Here is a 16168-nt window from a genome sequence, read left to right as displayed (position 1 = left end):
GATGACGGATAATGATAACAATCGGACTGTCCCAAACGCGCTCCCGGTCGGGTACCGCTTCAACGAGTTTGAAATCAAAGAGGTGATCGGCGGCGGCGGTTTTGGCATCGTCTATCGCGCGTGGGATCACCAGCTCGAACGCACTATCGCTATCAAAGAATTTATGCCTTCCTCGCTCGCCGTGCGCGGCGACGACATGACCCTTGTGCTGCGCAGCGAGCGTTTTGGCAAAGCGTTTTCCGCAGGCCTGAACAGCTTTATTCAGGAGGCGCGTCTGCTGGCGCGCTTTAACCACCCGAACCTGCTGCATGTCCTGCGTTTCTGGGTGCAAAACGACACGGCCTACATGGGGACGCTGTTTTACAGCGGCACCACGCTTTCGCGCCTGCGCGAGGAAAAGCCGGAGCTGATCAACGAGGCCTGGATCCGCCGCACGCTGCCGATGCTGTTCGGTGCGATCAAGACCATCCACAACGAAGGCTATCTGCACCGCGACATCTCGCTGGATAACATTCAGATCCAGGATAACGGCCTGCCGGTGCTGCTTGATTTCGGCTCCGCGCGCCGCACCATCGGTAACCTTTCCGATGAAACGGAAACCATGCTGCGCCCGGGCTTTGCGCCGATCGAGCAGTACACCGACGACAACGAAAGCGAGCAGGGCCCGTGGACGGATATTTACGCCCTCGGCGCGGTGCTGCGTACCCTGATTGTGGGTTCTCCGCCGCCGGTCAGCGTGGTGCGCTCGATTCAGGATACCTGCAAACCGCTGGTGGAAATTATGCCGCAGGGCTATTCCATTCCGCTGCTGCAGGCCATCGACCGCGCGCTGGCGCTGCACATGGAGGACCGTCCGCAGTCAATCGACGAGTTCGCCGCGCTGATAGAGATGCCGGTCGCAGGGATCAACGACGTGCTGACGGCGAAAAAGCCCGGCACGATGCTGGTTCCGGTCGAAGACGAAAAACCGGCTTCGCTGCTCGACTGGCGCCGCTACAAGATCCCGGGCATGGTTGCCGCAGGCGTGCTGGTGGGTATTGTCGCCGGGGCGATGCTGTTCAGCGGCGGTAACGATGCGCCCGAGCAGGCTGCACAGGCACCGGCAGAGACGCGCCCGTCTGAGACCGCCGCAAACGCGCCGGACGTGAAGCCGGAAACGGCGAAGGTTAACGAGCAGGCGACGGCCCAGCAGACGCCGCCGCCTGTGGAGAGCCCGGTTGCGCTGGTCTATATCCGCATCCTCGACGGCGAAACGCTGAAAGTGAACGGCGAGCCAAAAGCGCTGCGTCCGGCGACCAACGGCTATGCATCGCTCAAGCTGCCGTCCGGTGAGGTGAAGATTGAACTCCAGGGCAACGGAAGAACGCGTGGCCAGACGCTGGATATCACCAAGCCGGGCACCTGGCTGGTGAACCCTTAGAATTACGCTCAGTCACAGATGCGAACCTATTTTCTGAATCGCATAAGCTAGATGGAATAAAGATTATGCTCAACCGAATTACCGTTCAGCTCCCGGTGGAGGGGCTTCTGTTCTGGAAACTGACGGGCCGCGAGGCGATGTCCGAGTCGTTCGCGCTGACGCTGACCGTGCTCGGCACGGACGCGCGCATCGATCGCAGCAAGCTGCTGGGCCAGCCGGTCACGGTAACCATCCCGACGCAGAATCTGCTGACCTCCCGCTATGTTAACGGCAAGATTACCCGCGTGGCGGTCAGCGCCGTTGAGCTGACGGGCACCCGCTATGCGGTCTACCAGCTGACGGTGGAGCCGGACCTGTGGCCGATGAAGCGCGACCGTAACCTGCGTATTTTCCAGGGGCAGACGGTGCCGCAGATTGTGAAAACCCTGCTTGGCGAGCATCAGGTCAACGTTGAGGATAAGCTCACCGGCAGCTACCGGGTGTGGGACTACTGCGTGCAGTATCAGGAGTCGAGCCTGGACTTCATCAGCCGCCTGATGGAGCTGGAGGGGATTGCCTATCACTTCAGCCACGAGGCGGACAAGCATACCCTGGTACTCACCGACGCCGCCACGCAGCATCAGCCGTTCAGCGGCTATGAGGTTATTCCTTACCATCAGACGCCGTCCGGCGGCAGTACGGACGAAGAGGGCATCAGCCAGTGGGCGCTGGAGGACAGCGTGACGCCGGGGATTTACAGCCTTGACGACTATGACTTCCGCAAGCCGAACGCGTGGCTGTTCCAGGCCCAGCAGAACCCGGCGTCGCCGAAGCCGGGCAGCATCGACGTGTACGACTGGCCGGGGCGCTTTGTGGACAAAGGGCACGGGGAGTTCTATGCCCGCATCCGTCAGGAGCGCTGGCAGGTTGAGCATCAGCAGATTCAGGCCACCGCCACGGCGGCGGGGATTGCGCCAGGGCACACCTTCAACTTAACCAACGCGCCGTTCTTCAGCGACAACGGCGAGTATCTGGTGACGGCGGCGGGTTACCACTTCGAAGAGAACCGCTACGCCAGCGGCGAGGGTGAAACCATTCACCGCACCGATTTTACGGTCATCCCGTCGGCGGTGGTGTACCGTCCGGCGCAGACCACGGCGTGGCCGCGCACCTACGGACCGCAGACCGCGAAAGTGGTGGGGCCGAAGGGCGAGAGTATCTGGACGGACAAATACGGTCGCGTGAAGGTGAAGTTCCACTGGGACCGCCTGGCGAAAGGCGATGACACCAGCTCCTGCTGGGTGCGCGTGTCGAGCGCGTGGGCGGGCCAGGGCTACGGCGGGGTGCAGATCCCGCGCGTCGGCGACGAGGTGGTGGTGGACTTTATCAACGGCGACCCGGACCGTCCGATTATTACGGGGCGCGTATACAACGACGCGAGCATGCCGCCGTGGGCGCTGCCTGCCGCGGCGACGCAGATGGGCTTTATGAGCCGCACGAAAGACGGTTCCGTCGACAATGCCAACGCCCTGCGGTTTGAGGATAAAGCGGGCGCAGAGCAGGTGTGGATCCAGGCCGAGCGCAACATGGACACCAGCGTTAAGAACGATGAAACGCACAGCGTCGGCGGGGCGCGCAGCCATTACGTGAAGAAAAATGAACTGCATCGCGTGGAAGCGAACCAAACCCAGGCCGTGAAAGGCGGAACCGAGATCCTGACGGGGAAAGGCAAGCTGGATGCGGCGGTGGAGCAGTATGTGATTGCTTCCGGGACGAAGCTGCGGCTGGTCTCCGGTGAGAGCGCCATTGAGCTGAACGCGAACGGCAAGATTAACCTGATCGGCAAAGAGTTTAACTTCTTCGTGGAAGGGGATGGGTATATCACCACGGGCGGTAAGCTGCATCTGAATACGTCGGGAACCAAGCCGGGCACAACGGCACCGGGTTCGGGGCATAAAGGGGATATTGATGCGGCAGTGCAGGCGTATTTTGCGCCTGAACAAAGCAAGAAAGGGGCAGGAGCGTCTCCTGTGCCATCACAGTCTGCAACGAAACCAGCACCTCAAGCTACAGTAAGTAATGCCACTTCAGCAACACCGACTCAAAGTGAGGACAAGTTTTCAAAGATTTCACCTATTATTTTCCAAAATGAAGGCGGATACGTTAATGACCCTAACGACGCTGGGGGGGCTACCAATAAAGGAATTGCGTGGAAAACATGGCAGAAATATGCCAAGGAAGATCTTGGTGTTGAACCCACATTGGATAACCTAAAAAATTTAACCAATGAACAAGCTGAGACAATTTACCGTAAACGTTACTGGGAGCCGTCTGGATTTAACAATCTTAATGATCCTAAACTCGCACTAATGTCTTATGATTGGACCATAACCTCCGGCGGAGCCGGTAAGCAAATCCAAAAATTGCTGAATAATGAGTTCGGCCAGCAGTTGATTGCAGATGGAAAAATAGGGCCTAAGACTATAGACGCAATGAACAGCGTAAGCGACTCAGCGAAGCTTACGTCCAGAATAGCGGACATTCGTAAAGAATATTATGAGAATCTTGTGGTAAATAACTCTAAAAATGCTAAGTTTTTGACAGGTTGGTTAAATCGAGTTGATCGGTGTGCACAGGTGGCTTTGTAATGAATATAAAATTAGTAATGTTATTGATGGTTGCGGGTTTTAATAGTGGTCATGCAATAGCTAAAGATATGTTTTCTGGTCAGTGGGGCGGAGAACAAAAAAATGAGTCAACACTGACTTTACGATTAACTCAAGCTGGTCAAAATGTGAATGGTAGTTATTGTTATGTTACGCAAAACGGTAACCGCATTGACTGTCCCTCAGATGATGAGAATAATCTAAAGGGTGTTATTGCTGAAAATCGAGCAAATGTGGAATTTACCTCTTCATTTGGTGGTGAAAAGGGACGTGCGAAACTGGAAGTTGTTGGTGATAAAATGATCTGGACTTTAATTACACCGCCACAGAAAGGTGAATATTATGCTCCGCAGTATTATAAACTAACAAAAGTGTTAAAGTCGCCGGTGTCCGAAAAAAGAGTTTTTGATACCGATAAATTCAATATTACTCTAGTCAATAAATGTGGTTCATTTGAAAGCGACTGCAATGATATGTTTTACCTTGGAATTAGAAAAAGTGACAATAGTACAATTTCTTTAGATGGGAAGACTTTAAACGATGCGACAGGAAAAGTAATTGGTTCCTTATTTAAAAATGGCGGAATTACCTATACGGTTACCTATAACCCATTGAAATTGGTAGTCAGTAAGGGTGGTGATATTTTAGTTGATCAGCCAGGTCAATGGGTTAATAAGTAGAATCTATTACTAAAGGGTCAGTATTCTCTGGCCTTTATTTTTGCCTTCACTGTTCTTGATATTAATCATCCCGAGTTCACTTATGAAATACACCCTCCAGGAAGGTTCGTTTTCCCTTTTTCCTGCTGCCTGGCAGGATAACAGCATGAACATTATTCGCGATGACGAAAGCGGGCTGTCCGTGGTGGTCAGCCGCGGCGTTATCCCCGATGGCAGCGACTATGAACAAGAGTTCCATCGCCAGTGGGATGTGCTGCGTCCTCAGATGGGCGAAATTGCCCAGAGCGAATTCCGGAACGTAAAGGCCGGGCCTGACGGAAAAATTAACGGGCTGGAAGTTGAGACGACGTTTGACCGTAACGGGCAGCGCCTGTGGCAAAAACAGCTGGCCGTGCAGACGCCGGGTAAACCGGTATTGATGATTTTTACCCTCTCGGCACTCAGGGCATTCACCGAAGAGGACGAGGTGCGCTGGAGCGCGCTTAAGCAGAGTCTGACGCTAAACGACAACCGGAATGTGTAAGGCATGAGCGATAACAACGCGGCCCGTAAGGGCGACGAGATTATTCACTCCAGCATTTTTGCTGACATCACCAGCATTGTGGCGGAAGGTGCCGCCTATGCGGTGATCGGCGCGGCGGTAGGCGCAGCTGCAACCGTAGCGGCGCCATTGCTGGGCGCAGGGGCGGCCGCAGCGGGCGTGGCAGCAATTGGATCCAGCTGTCTGTTAAGCGGGATTATCGGTGGCGTGCTGGCGAACGTCGCGGGGATCACCGACGATATCAGCAACGCCGCTGAGGGGTTAGGCAATGCGCTTTTTCCGCCGTCGCCTGCGGGTAAAATCACCACCGGTTCCAGTAACGTTCTCACCAACGCAATCCCCGCCGCGCGGGCGGCAGGCACGCTGACGCCCGCCGATACACCGTCCCCCGAGCCGCAGTCGCCGGGCAGCTTTGCCGATTACGCGGGTATGCTGCTTTCCGCTGCCGGTCAGTTTGGCAGCGAAATGTGGCAGCCGAGCGTGGCCTCTGCCGCCGCGGGAACCTCGCCGCTGGAAGAGGACAAGGTGGCGTGCGAAAAGCACTCCGGGCCGCAGTATCTGGCGGAAGGCTCTAAAAGCGTCTTCATCAACGGGCAGCCCGCGGTGCGCGCGAAAGATCGCACCACATGCGAAGGCACCGTTTCCGACGACGTCTCCCCGAACGTGATCATCGGCGGGGACACGCTCACGGTTCGCGATATCAAAAGCGGTAAAACGCCGGGTCTGGCGCTGGGGATGATTGCGCTCTCGCTGCTGCGCGGGCGTCCGGGCAAGATCCTGAAAAACATGCCCTGCGCGCTGGCGGCGGCCGGCGGTGGGATGCTGGCCGATATGGCGGTGAATGCGGTGTTTGGCTCCTCGCACCCGGTTCACGCCGCCACCGGCGTGAAGGTGCTGAATGACGACGACGAGCTCGATTTCTCGCTGCCGGGGCGCTTTCCGCTTCGCTGGCAGCGCAGCTACAACAGCCTGACCACCCGGGAAGGGCTGTTCGGTCTGGGCTGGGCAACCACCTTTGACAGCTATCTGGCGCTGGAAGACAACAACGCCACCTGGTTCGACGAAACCGGGCGCGAGCTGAGCTTCGAGCTGCCGCCTGTCGACCGCGCGTTTTACAGCATCAGCGAAGGCATCATTATCCGCCGCAATGAGAGCGGCGACGTGGCGATTGCCGATGATGACGGCGCGGTGTGGCGTCTGTATAAACCGACCCGGGCGAATCCATCTATCCTGCGTCTGGCCTCCCTCAGCGATGAATACGGCAACGCGCTGTTGACGGAGTGGGACGAGCACGGCAGGCTGGTCGGCCTTCACGACGAGCCGCGGGCGATAGACGTCACCCTGCGCTACGAAGATGAACGTTTCCCGCAGCGCGTTACCGCAGCCAGCCATTTCGACGGTAGCCAAACCTGGCCGCTGATGCAGTGGGGCTACGACGCGCGCGGCCAGCTGGCGAGCGCGACGGATGCCTCCGGCGTGGTGACGCGTGAATACCGCTATAACGTGCACGGGCTGATGGTCTGGCACCGGATGCCGGGCGGTCTGGAGAGCGAATACCGCTGGAAAAAATTCGACCACTGGCGCGTGGTGGAAAACCGCACCAGCACCGGCGACGGGTGCCGCTTTAGCTACGATTTAGCCGCCGGGCTGACGACCGTTGAGCACTACGACGGCCAGACGCGCCGCCACTACTGGAACGCGCAGAATCTGATTGTCCGCTACGTTGACGAGCGCGGTGAAAACTGGCGCTACGAGTGGGACGAGAACGAGCTTCTGACGCGCCGCATCGATCCGCTCGGCAATGCCGTTACCTTCGTCTACGACGACATGGGCAACCGGGTTCAGGAGACCGACGCCGACGGCAATACCCGCACCACCGCCTGGCTGGAACACCGCGCGCTTCCTGCGGCCATTATTGAAGCCGACGGCAGCGCCACCCGGTTCTGGTACGATGAACATCACGGGCTTAAGCGCGTGGTGGACCCGATGGGGCAGACCACGCAGCTGCGCCGGGACGAGTTCGGCCAGGTCGTTGAAGAGGTCGATGCCGCCGGAAACAGCCGCTACCAGGAGTACAACGAGGCCGGGCAGATCGTTCGTTCGACGGACTGTTCCGGGCGTATTACCCGCTACCGCTATCACCCGCTGGGCTGGCTGGTGGCCGAGACTGGCGCCGACGGGGAAGAGACGCGATATCGCTACGACGCCGCAGGGCGTCCGGTGCAGCTCGATCGCCCGGAAGGCTGGACGGAATCGCTCAAATGGAACGAACGTGGCCTGCCGGTGAAGCATGCGGGCGCCGACGGTAAAGAGAGTGAGTTCAGATACGATGAGGCAGGGCGATTAACCGCGACGCGTAATACCCAGGGTGAAGAGGTCCGTCGCCGCTGGGACAGCCGCGGGCGTCTGATTGCCCTGGAAAACGAAAACGGCGAAGCGTATCAGTTCCGCTGGGGCGCGGACTCGCTGCTGCTGGAAGAGGTGGGGCTGGATGGCGTAGCCTCGCAGTATCGCTACGACGCCTGCGGGCGCACGATAGCGCGCACGTTTGCCGCCGGTCATCCGGATGCCATCACCCACGCCTTCGCCTGGAGCGCGAGCGGTCAGCTGGTCGCCCGCACCACGCCGGAGGGGCAGACACGCTATCACTACACGCCGTCCGGACTGTTAAGCCGGATTGGGCTGCATCCTGCGCTTGCAGCCGACGCGTGGACCACCGCGGCAGAGCAGGAGCTGGCCTTTGAGTATGACGCGCTTGGTCGCGTGACGCGCGAGGCGGGCGAGCACGGCGAGCTGGCGTGGGAGTATGACGCGCTGGGCAACCGCACCTCCGTCACGCTGCCCGATGGCCGCGAGCTGAAGCAGTTTTACTACGGCAGCGGGCATCTGCTCAGCATTGCTCTCGATAAGCTGTCGGTCTCCGACTTTACCCGCGACGAACTCCACCGGGAGACCAGCCGCACTCAGGGGCTGCTGACCACCCGCAGCGAATACGATCGTCTTGGGCGACTGCATCGCCGGGACGTCTTTACCGGCAATGCCCAGCGCCCGTCGCCGCGCCGCTGGTCCCGCCGCTGGGATTACGACTACCGAAATAACCTGGTGCGGGAAGAGCGGGACGATAACCCGTTCAGCTGGTATCGCTGGCAGTACGACAGCGCCGGGCGTCTGCTCGTTCAGGACGGGACGCTGCCCGGACAGGAGCAGTGGCGCTGGGATGCAGCCGGTAACCCGCTCGAAGGTTCCGCTGAGAAGGTCGCGCACAACCGCCTGACGCAGCTGAACGGCATTCGCTGGCGCTATGACATCCACGGCCGCACCGTGGAAAAAGATAACGGCCAGACCCGCTGGCACTACCGCTACGACGGTGAGCATCGCCTGACGGAAGTCATCAGCCAGCCGCGGGACCGCAACAAGCCGCAGACCCAGGTCAGCTTCCGCTACGATCCGCTCGGGCGACGCATCAGCAAAACGCGACGCCAGATGCTGGGCGGACAGCCAACCGGCAAGCCGGTCACCACCCGGTTTGTATGGGAAGGGTTCCGCCTGCTGCAGGAGGTGCACGGGGATGTGCCGCTCACCTACGTCTACAGCGATCAGGACAGCTACGATCCGCTGGCGCGTATTGACGGCGTGGATGCACCGGAGATTTTCTGGTTCCACTGCCAGCCCAACGGCACGCCGGAGCGGATGACGGATATCGAAGGGCAGGTGCGCTGGGAAGGGGTGAACAGCGCCTGGGGCAAGCTGCTGCGGGAAAGCGAGACGCAGGTATCAGGATATTCTCAGAACCTGCGCATGCAGGGGCAATACCTGGACCGTGAGACAGGGCTGCACTACAATCTGTTCCGGTATTACGACCCGGACTGCGGGCGGTTTACGCAGCAGGACCCGATAGGGCTATATGGTGGGTTAAATCTTTACAGCTATGCTCCTAACCCATTAGGTTGGATAGATCCGCTTGGTCTATGTAAGAGAGGGGATCCCAATGCAACTGAGTCTATCTTTAGGGTTCAAGGGGGAACTCCACCAAATGCAAGTCGGGTCAGAATCAAATTAGATTCTGCTAATAACCCAAAAATTCAACGTGGAACCTTAAATATCAGTATTGGAGATAGCTCGCATGCTCAGCATTTCCTTGATATTAGAGGTGGTAATGCAGAAATTGTCTCCTTTAAAGTTCCTAAGTGGATGGCGGATTTCATAGAAGAAAGTGCAATACCTCAGGCCGGTTATCGTACTAATCCGTTAAATCAAGGTGGGTTAGCTCCTAAGCGTGTCGATCCGACAACGCCAGGTAGATCGTATGAATTACCATCAATATGGGCAGAATGGCTTGAAGAAGTAGCGATTCCAGGCTCGGGGAATGTAAAATAGGTTACTATATGAACGTTAATAAAGATGATGAACTCCTTGTAATAGTAAAGAACGAAGGAAGATTTTATTGGTTCGTTGCCTTTAAAGAAATGTGGGTTTTGGACAGAGTTAAATGGATAGACGATTTTGTGAAAAACGGGGTGGAAATAAACCTACAGGATATCCATAAGGAAAGATATGACATACCAGTAGTAAATGAAAAAAACGCACAGATATTCATTGGTAACTTAATTAAAGATGGTTATTTATACGATAAGGATGATATAGCTGAGGCGTTTTACAATAGGCTTTCAGAAAAAACAACCTGGTGGGATATTTATGATCTAATGCCGGATTTATTTATAGACTTTGAAAGTAAGCGATTATATTCTGAATATGTTGAGAGTATGCATTACCACAAATATGTTCCTGATGGTTGGTTCGGCGAACTTGTTGATTTCTGCAGTGATGGATCGTTACCTCAAGATGAAATGTTCTGGATAAAAAATGAAACAGATTATAGGAGCGTTGTGATCGCTAAAGGGTAAAAATATACTTTCGGCATATCATTTTTATACTATGTAATGTTAGATTCAACACGTTAATTAGTCCTTGTATTAAATGAAAAAAGCCGTTACCAGCCGTTTTGACAAACTTCCATGCAATCTGTGAAGAAGTATATTTGTCTGCACCTCCTAAAGGGACTTTTTTTATTGCTTAACACTCACTCTTCCAAGGGAAGTCGTCATTGTCTGTAGCTATGCGGTAAAAAACGGCTGGCATGATTGGTTTTTTCCTATGATGCATAACGTGTTGTCCCAATCCGGACCCGCTTATTAAGATTAAAATACACATAAACGTTATAACAATACCGGGGGACAAAAGAGGAGCTGCATAAGCAGTTCCAACAAAAGGCATAAAACCTAGCTGAGAGGCAAAGGATGACCACGGTTTACATTGTCATTTTGACCTATATAAAACCACTCGATGAAATCGATGCAGCGATACCTGCTCATGTTGAGTGGCTAAAAAAGGGGTATGCAGAGGGGATATTTCTGGCATCGGGTAGACGGATCCCAAGAACCGGTGGAGTCATACTCGCTAAATGCGAGAGTCTGGTCTCTCTCGAAGAGCGCTTGCGCCAGGATCCTTTTCAGGCGTTGAAGCTTGCGACTGCCGAAATCATTCCCTTCGAACCCAGTATGAAGGCAGAACTTTTAGACAATGTGTTTTGACCCCGCAATAAAAAAATCCACGCCAGGGCGTGGATTTTTTTATTCAAGACGACTCAGACGTTAAACAGGAAGTTCATTACATCGCCATCTTTAACGATATAATCTTTCCCTTCCGCACGCATCTTGCCTGCTTCTTTCGCGCCTTGCTCACCCTTGTAGGTGATGAAGTCTTCAAACGCGATGGTCTGCGCACGAATAAAGCCTTTCTCGAAGTCGGTGTGAATTTTACCAGCCGCCTGAGGCGCAGTTGCACCCACAGGGATGGTCCACGCACGCACTTCCTTCACCCCAGCGGTGAAGTAGGTCTGCAGGTTCAGCAGCTCATAGCCTGCGCGGATAACGCGGTTCAGGCCCGGCTCTTCCAGACCCAACTCGGCCATGAACTCTTCACGGTCGGCGTCGTCCAGCTCAGCGATATCGGATTCAACGGCAGCGCAAACCGCCACAACCACAGAACCTTCAGCCGCCGCGATTTCACGCACTTTGTCGAGGTACGGGTTGTTCTCAAAACCGTCTTCGTTAACGTTGGCGATGTACATGGTTGGCTTCAGGGTCAGGAAGCTCAGGTATTTGATCGCCGCCTTGTCTTCTTCAGTCAGGTTTTTCAGCGCGCGCAGCATGCCCGCGTTTTCCAGCTGTGGCAGACATTTTTCCAGCGCAGCCAGTTCCGCTTTCGCGTCCTTGTCGCCGCCTTTGGCTTTCTTCTGCACGCGGTGAATCGCGCGTTCGCAGGTGTCGAGGTCAGAGAGCGCCAGCTCGGTGTTGATGACGTCGATGTCGTCAGCCGGATCCACTTTGTTGTTAACGTGGATGATATTGTCGTTCTCGAAGCAGCGCACAACATGGCCGATCGCTTCGGTTTCACGAATGTTGGTCAGGAACTGGTTACCCAGACCTTCACCTTTGGACGCGCCTTTTACCAGGCCCGCGATGTCCACGAATTCCATGGTGGTTGGCAGAATGCGCTGCGGCTTCACGATTTCCGCGAGCTGGTCCAGACGCGGGTCCGGCATTGGCACAACGCCGGTGTTAGGTTCGATGGTACAGAACGGGAAGTTCGCCGCTTCGATACCCGCTTTTGTAAGCGCGTTAAACAGGGTGGATTTGCCCACGTTTGGCAGACCGACGATACCGCATTTGAATCCCATTTCTAAATCACCTTAATATCTTGATAATCAATCCGTTAACGATAACCGATTGATGAAAAGTAAATAACTACGCCTATTATACACGTAACCCGCATGACGCGCGGTAAAAAAGCCGAATCGGGCGGATTATTGCGCTTTGAAAGCGTGTAAGCGGTTTGTCGCTTTGGTTAACCCATCTTTCAGCCAGATTTCAGTGCAGCGCGCCGCTTCGTCTACCGCCTCGTCAATCAGTTTCTGCTCAGAAACCGGGGGCTTACCGAGTACGAAACCGACAACTTTGTTTTTATCGCCCGGATGGCCGATTCCTACGCGCAAACGGTGGAAATTCGGGTTATTGCCCAGCTTGCTGATGATGTCTTTGAGGCCGTTGTGGCCGCCGTGCCCGCCGCCCAGCTTGAATTTTGCCACGCCGGGCGGGAGATCCAGCTCATCGTGTGCGACCAGGATTTCATCCGGATTGATGCGATAAAACGTTGCCATTGCCGCCACCGCTTTACCACTCAGGTTCATAAAGGTGGTGGGCACCAGTAAGCGAACATCCGCGCCAGCAAGGTTGATACGTGAGGTATACCCGAAGAATTTAGGTTCTTCACGCAGGGGAGCACGTAACCGCTCGGCCAGCAGATCGACGTACCATGCCCCAGCGTTGTGGCGGGTGGCCGCATACTCTGCGCCGGGGTTGGCGAGGCCGACAATCAGTTTAATCGTCACGATTCAATTCCTAATGGGTTCCAGATCTGGCGCGTAGTTTACTGTCTGTCGCGCCGCTTGACAAAATTCTGCGATCTTCCTAGCGAAATACGAATAATTTCTGATTTGAACCATTAGAATTTCAAGCTGTTCAAAGTCTTATTTGTAAACTTTTGTTTGGGACTTATCTGTAATTGTGATCATTCACGCAACTCATAAAAGGGGCGTTGTCTATACTTTACACACAAGGATTAGGGGCTTTTCCCCTGACAACCCAAAGTTCCGGAGGTGACACATGAAACGCAAAAACGCTTCGTTACTCGGTAACGTACTGATGGGATTGGGGCTGTTCGTGATGGTAGGCGGCGTGGGTTATTCCATTTTAAACCAGTTACCTCAGATTGACCTCCCGCAATACTTCGCGCACGGCGCGATATTGAGTATCTTCGTTGGTGCGGTATTGTGGCTCGCCGGGGCGCGCGTGAGCGGCCATGAGGAAGTCTGCGATAAATACTGGTGGGTGCGCCACTACGACAAACGCTGTCGTCGCGATCAGCATAAGCACAGCTAGTGCTACGATAAAGAACGCCGAAACGGCTCCCGAGGGAGTCGTTTTTTTTGCATCAAGGGTTGACCCTCACGTAACGTAAGGCTCCAGAGTGGCGTCACTGGCAAAGAAAAAGGAGCAGTTATGTTGATTCAGGTGGGTGAGCTGGCGAAACGCGCCGGGATCACCGTGCGGACATTGCACCACTATGAGCAAACAGGGTTGTTGCTGCCTTCTGCCAGAAGCGCGGCAGGTTACCGGCTTTACAACCTGGCGGATGTCCAGCGTCTGCATATGATCCAGGCGCTGGCAAAAGCGGGGCTGGAACTTGCTGAAATCAGGGATTTCCTGGAACAGGAGTCGCTGTCGTTAACCGAGTTACTCGATGCGCAAATCACGCTGCTGGATAAACAGCTGCGCAGCATACATACGCTGCGCGACCGGCTGGTGGAGCTGCGAACCGGGCTTCTCGACGATGCGACGCCGGATCTGGAATCCTGGCTACAGACTCTGGAGTTAATGAATATGTACGATCGCTGGTTTAGCAAAGAAGAGTTACAGCAGCTGCCGTTTGCGGTGCAGAAGGATGCGCTGACGGCTATCTGGTCAGGGCTGGTTGCAGAGGCCAACACGCTGCTGGAGCACCATATACCCGCTACTGACGCCCGGGCGATGGATCTGGCGACGCGCTGGATGGAGCGCCTTGAGCAGGACACGGCGGGCAAGCCGGAGTTTCTCACCCGGCTGAACGAGATGCACAGCGTTGAACCGCAGATGCAGGCGCAGACCGGCATCACGCCGGAGATGACGGATTACATCACGCGCGCGTTTGCTGAGTCTAAGCTCTGCATATGGGAGAAGTATCTCACTGCCGAAGAGATGGCCTTTACCCGGGCACACTACTTTGACCGCATGATGGAGTGGCCGCCGCTGGTGGCGAAACTGCATCAGGCGCAGCGGGAAAATACCGATCCTGCCTGTGAGGAGGCGCAAAAGCTGGCTGAAAACTGGCTGGCATTGTTCCAGTCTTACGCGGGCAAGAACCCGGAAACTCAGCAAAAGTTTCGTACTGCCATGCAGCAGGAGCCGCACCTGATGAAAGGAACCTGGATGACGCCTGCCGTGCTTGCATGGCTCCAGCAGGCGATCGGGGTGATGATGCAGAGACGTTTCTCTGCATCAGGTCACTCACAGATCCGCTAACGCGGCTTCACGGTTAGGGTAGAAGGAGAGTCGGCCAGGGATCGGCTGTACACCCGCGCGCGCCATGGTGCGCAGCGGCTGAAACTCCAGGTTACTCACCCGCAGCTCGCAGCCTTCCGGCAGACGTTTCACAAAGCGCTGGAAGGCATCCAGGCCGCCTGCATCCAGTACCGGTACGGCATCCCATTTCAGCACCACAATCCGTTTGCCCGCGATGCGGGACTCCAGATCGCTAAACAGACCTTCCGCCGCCGCGAAGAACAGTGGGCCAATCACGCGCAGCACCAGCACATCGTCAGGCACCTCGACGTTAACAGGGGAAAGGCGCGTCATCTGCGCGATACGGCGCATAAACAGCAGGGAAGCAAGCACGATCCCGACGCTGATGGCGATAACCATATCGAACAGCACGGTCAGCGACATGCATATCAGCATCACGATGATGTCGTCTTTCGGCGCGCGACGCAGCAGGTTCACCACCTTGTGCGCCTCGCTCATGTTCCAGGCCACCATCAGCAGCAGGGCGGCCATGGCGGAAAGCGGTAGCCAGGAGAGCAGCGGGGCGAGGATCAGCAGGGCGAGGATCACCAGCACGGAGTGGATAACCGCCGAAACCGGTGAGGTTGCCCCCGCGCGCACGTTGGCCGCAGAACGGGCGATGGCTGCCGTTGCGGTAATACCGCCGAAGAACGGCGCGACGAGGTTGCCTAATCCCTGACCGACCAGTTCGCTGTTGGCTTTGTGCTTGGTGCCGGTCATGCCGTCCAGAACGACGGCGCAGAGCAGGGATTCAATCGCCCCCAGCATTGCCATAGAGAACGCGGCGGGAAGCAGGGCGCGCAGGGAATCCCAGCTTAGGGTAAAGCTGGAGCCGGGCATGTCCCACGGTAGCACCAGCTGCGGTAGCAGTTGCGGAATGCCGCTACCCTGTGAGCCGTCCGCCAGAATATAGTGGAACTGCGAGCCGATAGTCGCGACGTGACCACCGAACATATTGACGATCGCCATCACCGCGCAGCCCAACAGCAGCGCGGGCAGATGGCCCGGCAGACGAATACCGAGGCGAGGCCAGACGATCAGCGTGCCCAGCGTCACAATCCCGATGGCGGCGTCGCCCAGGTTGGCCGTCGGCAGCGCCATAAACAGCGCCCCCACTTTTTGCAGGTAGTGCTCCGGTACGTGGGGCATCTGCAGGCCGAGGAAATCCTTGATCTGCATGGTTCCGATGGTGATACCAATCCCCGATGTGAATCCCAGCGTCACGGAAAGGGGAATATATTCAATCAGGCGACCAAAGCGGGCCAGACCAAACAGAATCAAAAAGACGCCGGACATCAGAGTGGCGACCAGCAGGCCTGCCAGACCAAACTGCTGCGAAACCGGGTAGAGGATCACCACGAAGGCGGCGGTCGGGCCGGAGACGCTGAAGCGCGAGCCGCCCGTCAGGGCAATGACTATCCCGGCAACGGCCGAGGTGTACAGACCGTACTGCGGCGCAACGCCGCTGCCAATCGCCAGCGCCATCGCCAGCGGGATGGCGATAATGCCGACGGTGATCCCGGCAATCAGGTCACGGACAAAGCGTGACGAGGTGTACTTCTCTTTCCAGCAGGCGTCGATGAGGGCGCGAAAGGGCAGAACATGTGAGGAGGCTACGTTTTTCACAATTATCTATCATCCGTATGCGCATCATCTGTCATGTG

The 16168-nt window shown here is 56.1% G+C and carries 12 protein-coding genes; 9 read left to right on the top strand and 3 right to left on the bottom strand.

Translation table 11 applies throughout. The features are described from left to right. The first annotated feature begins 1 nt into the window (after position 1). The 7 genes from NI40_RS13115 (at position 2) to NI40_RS13085 (ending at position 10877) form a co-directional block, all read left to right on the top strand. Entirely contained in the window at positions 2 to 1420 is a 1419-nt protein-coding gene (locus NI40_RS13115) for a serine/threonine protein kinase (RefSeq protein WP_039263599.1), read from the top strand. Positions 1421 to 1485: 65 nt separating this feature from the next. Further along, positions 1486 to 4047 carry a type VI secretion system tip protein TssI/VgrG gene (gene tssI / locus NI40_RS13110; protein ID WP_039263598.1) on the top strand — a complete coding sequence of 854 codons (2562 nt, stop codon included), beginning with the start codon at positions 1486 to 1488 and terminating at the stop codon, positions 4045 to 4047. Next, positions 4047 to 4745, top strand: a complete 699-nt coding sequence (locus NI40_RS24130; RefSeq protein WP_039263597.1) for a hypothetical protein — start codon at positions 4047 to 4049, stop codon at positions 4743 to 4745. Before tssI ends, NI40_RS24130 begins: the two co-directional genes overlap by 1 nt. 82 nt (positions 4746 to 4827) lie before the next feature. Further along, on the top strand, positions 4828 to 5268 hold the full coding sequence (locus tag NI40_RS13100) for a DcrB-related protein (protein WP_023330599.1): 441 nt from the start codon (positions 4828 to 4830) through the stop codon (positions 5266 to 5268). Positions 5269 to 5271: 3 nt separating this feature from the next. Continuing rightward, positions 5272 to 9663 carry an RHS repeat-associated core domain-containing protein gene (locus tag NI40_RS13095; protein ID WP_236918784.1) on the top strand — a complete coding sequence of 1464 codons (4392 nt, stop codon included), beginning with the start codon at positions 5272 to 5274 and terminating at the stop codon, positions 9661 to 9663. Between the two features lie 8 nt (positions 9664 to 9671). Beyond that, on the top strand, positions 9672 to 10190 hold the full coding sequence (locus NI40_RS13090; RefSeq protein ID WP_039263596.1) for a hypothetical protein: 519 nt from the start codon (positions 9672 to 9674) through the stop codon (positions 10188 to 10190). Between the two features lie 393 nt (positions 10191 to 10583). Then, the gene (locus NI40_RS13085; protein ID WP_039263595.1) at positions 10584 to 10877 is read left to right on the top strand and encodes a YciI family protein; all 294 of its coding nucleotides are present in this window, start codon (positions 10584 to 10586) and stop codon (positions 10875 to 10877) included. A gap of 53 nt (positions 10878 to 10930) precedes the next feature. Here the strand turns inward: NI40_RS13085 and ychF are convergent, their stop codons facing one another. After that, the gene (gene ychF, locus NI40_RS13080) at positions 10931 to 12025 is read right to left on the bottom strand and encodes a redox-regulated ATPase YchF (protein WP_010432886.1); all 1095 of its coding nucleotides are present in this window, start codon (positions 12023 to 12025) and stop codon (positions 10931 to 10933) included. A 126-nt stretch (positions 12026 to 12151) separates the two neighbouring features. After that, on the bottom strand, positions 12152 to 12736 hold the full coding sequence (gene pth, locus NI40_RS13075) for an aminoacyl-tRNA hydrolase (RefSeq protein WP_023336005.1): 585 nt from the start codon (positions 12734 to 12736) through the stop codon (positions 12152 to 12154). Positions 12737 to 13010: 274 nt separating this feature from the next. On the opposite strand from pth, the gene ychH reads away from it, so the two are divergent. Together ychH and NI40_RS13065 are read left to right on the top strand one after the other, a co-directional pair. Beyond that, the gene (gene ychH / locus NI40_RS13070; RefSeq protein WP_039263594.1) at positions 13011 to 13286 is read left to right on the top strand and encodes a stress-induced protein YchH; all 276 of its coding nucleotides are present in this window, start codon (positions 13011 to 13013) and stop codon (positions 13284 to 13286) included. A gap of 120 nt (positions 13287 to 13406) precedes the next feature. Next, positions 13407 to 14465, top strand: a complete 1059-nt coding sequence (locus NI40_RS13065) for a MerR family transcriptional regulator (protein WP_039263593.1) — start codon at positions 13407 to 13409, stop codon at positions 14463 to 14465. Here the strand turns inward: NI40_RS13065 and dauA are convergent. After that, positions 14451 to 16130, bottom strand: coding sequence for a C4-dicarboxylic acid transporter DauA (dauA, locus tag NI40_RS13060; protein WP_039263592.1), 1680 nt, complete (start codon positions 16128 to 16130; stop codon positions 14451 to 14453). The genes NI40_RS13065 and dauA overlap by 15 nt on opposite strands. Between the last annotated feature and the right edge of the window lie 38 nt (positions 16131 to 16168).

Origin of the sequence: Enterobacter sp. E20, assembly GCF_000801755.2 — a bacterium.
Taxonomy (GTDB): domain Bacteria; phylum Pseudomonadota; class Gammaproteobacteria; order Enterobacterales; family Enterobacteriaceae; genus Enterobacter; species Enterobacter asburiae_B.
The sequence above is the reverse complement of the archived record's forward strand: the minus strand, read 5'-3'. Positions and strand labels throughout refer to the sequence as shown.

What these genes read in the sequence shown, in the direction of transcription:
- NI40_RS13100 (WP_023330599.1), top strand. Translation starts at nt 4,828, where the DNA reads ATGAAATACACCCTCCAGGAAGGTTCGTTTTCCCTTTTTCCTGCTGCC.
- NI40_RS13085 (WP_039263595.1), top strand. Translation starts at nt 10,584, where the DNA reads ATGACCACGGTTTACATTGTCATTTTGACCTATATAAAACCACTCGAT.
- ychH (WP_039263594.1), top strand. Translation starts at nt 13,011, where the DNA reads ATGAAACGCAAAAACGCTTCGTTACTCGGTAACGTACTGATGGGATTG.
- NI40_RS13065 (WP_039263593.1), top strand. Translation starts at nt 13,407, where the DNA reads ATGTTGATTCAGGTGGGTGAGCTGGCGAAACGCGCCGGGATCACCGTG.
- NI40_RS24130 (WP_039263597.1), top strand. Translation starts at nt 4,047, where the DNA reads ATGAATATAAAATTAGTAATGTTATTGATGGTTGCGGGTTTTAATAGT.
- ychF (WP_010432886.1), bottom strand. Translation starts at nt 12,025, where the DNA reads ATGGGATTCAAATGCGGTATCGTCGGTCTGCCAAACGTGGGCAAATCC.
- NI40_RS13115 (WP_039263599.1), top strand. Translation starts at nt 2, where the DNA reads ATGACGGATAATGATAACAATCGGACTGTCCCAAACGCGCTCCCGGTC.
- tssI (WP_039263598.1), top strand. Translation starts at nt 1,486, where the DNA reads ATGCTCAACCGAATTACCGTTCAGCTCCCGGTGGAGGGGCTTCTGTTC.
- NI40_RS13090 (WP_039263596.1), top strand. Translation starts at nt 9,672, where the DNA reads ATGAACGTTAATAAAGATGATGAACTCCTTGTAATAGTAAAGAACGAA.
- NI40_RS13095 (WP_236918784.1), top strand. Translation starts at nt 5,272, where the DNA reads ATGAGCGATAACAACGCGGCCCGTAAGGGCGACGAGATTATTCACTCC.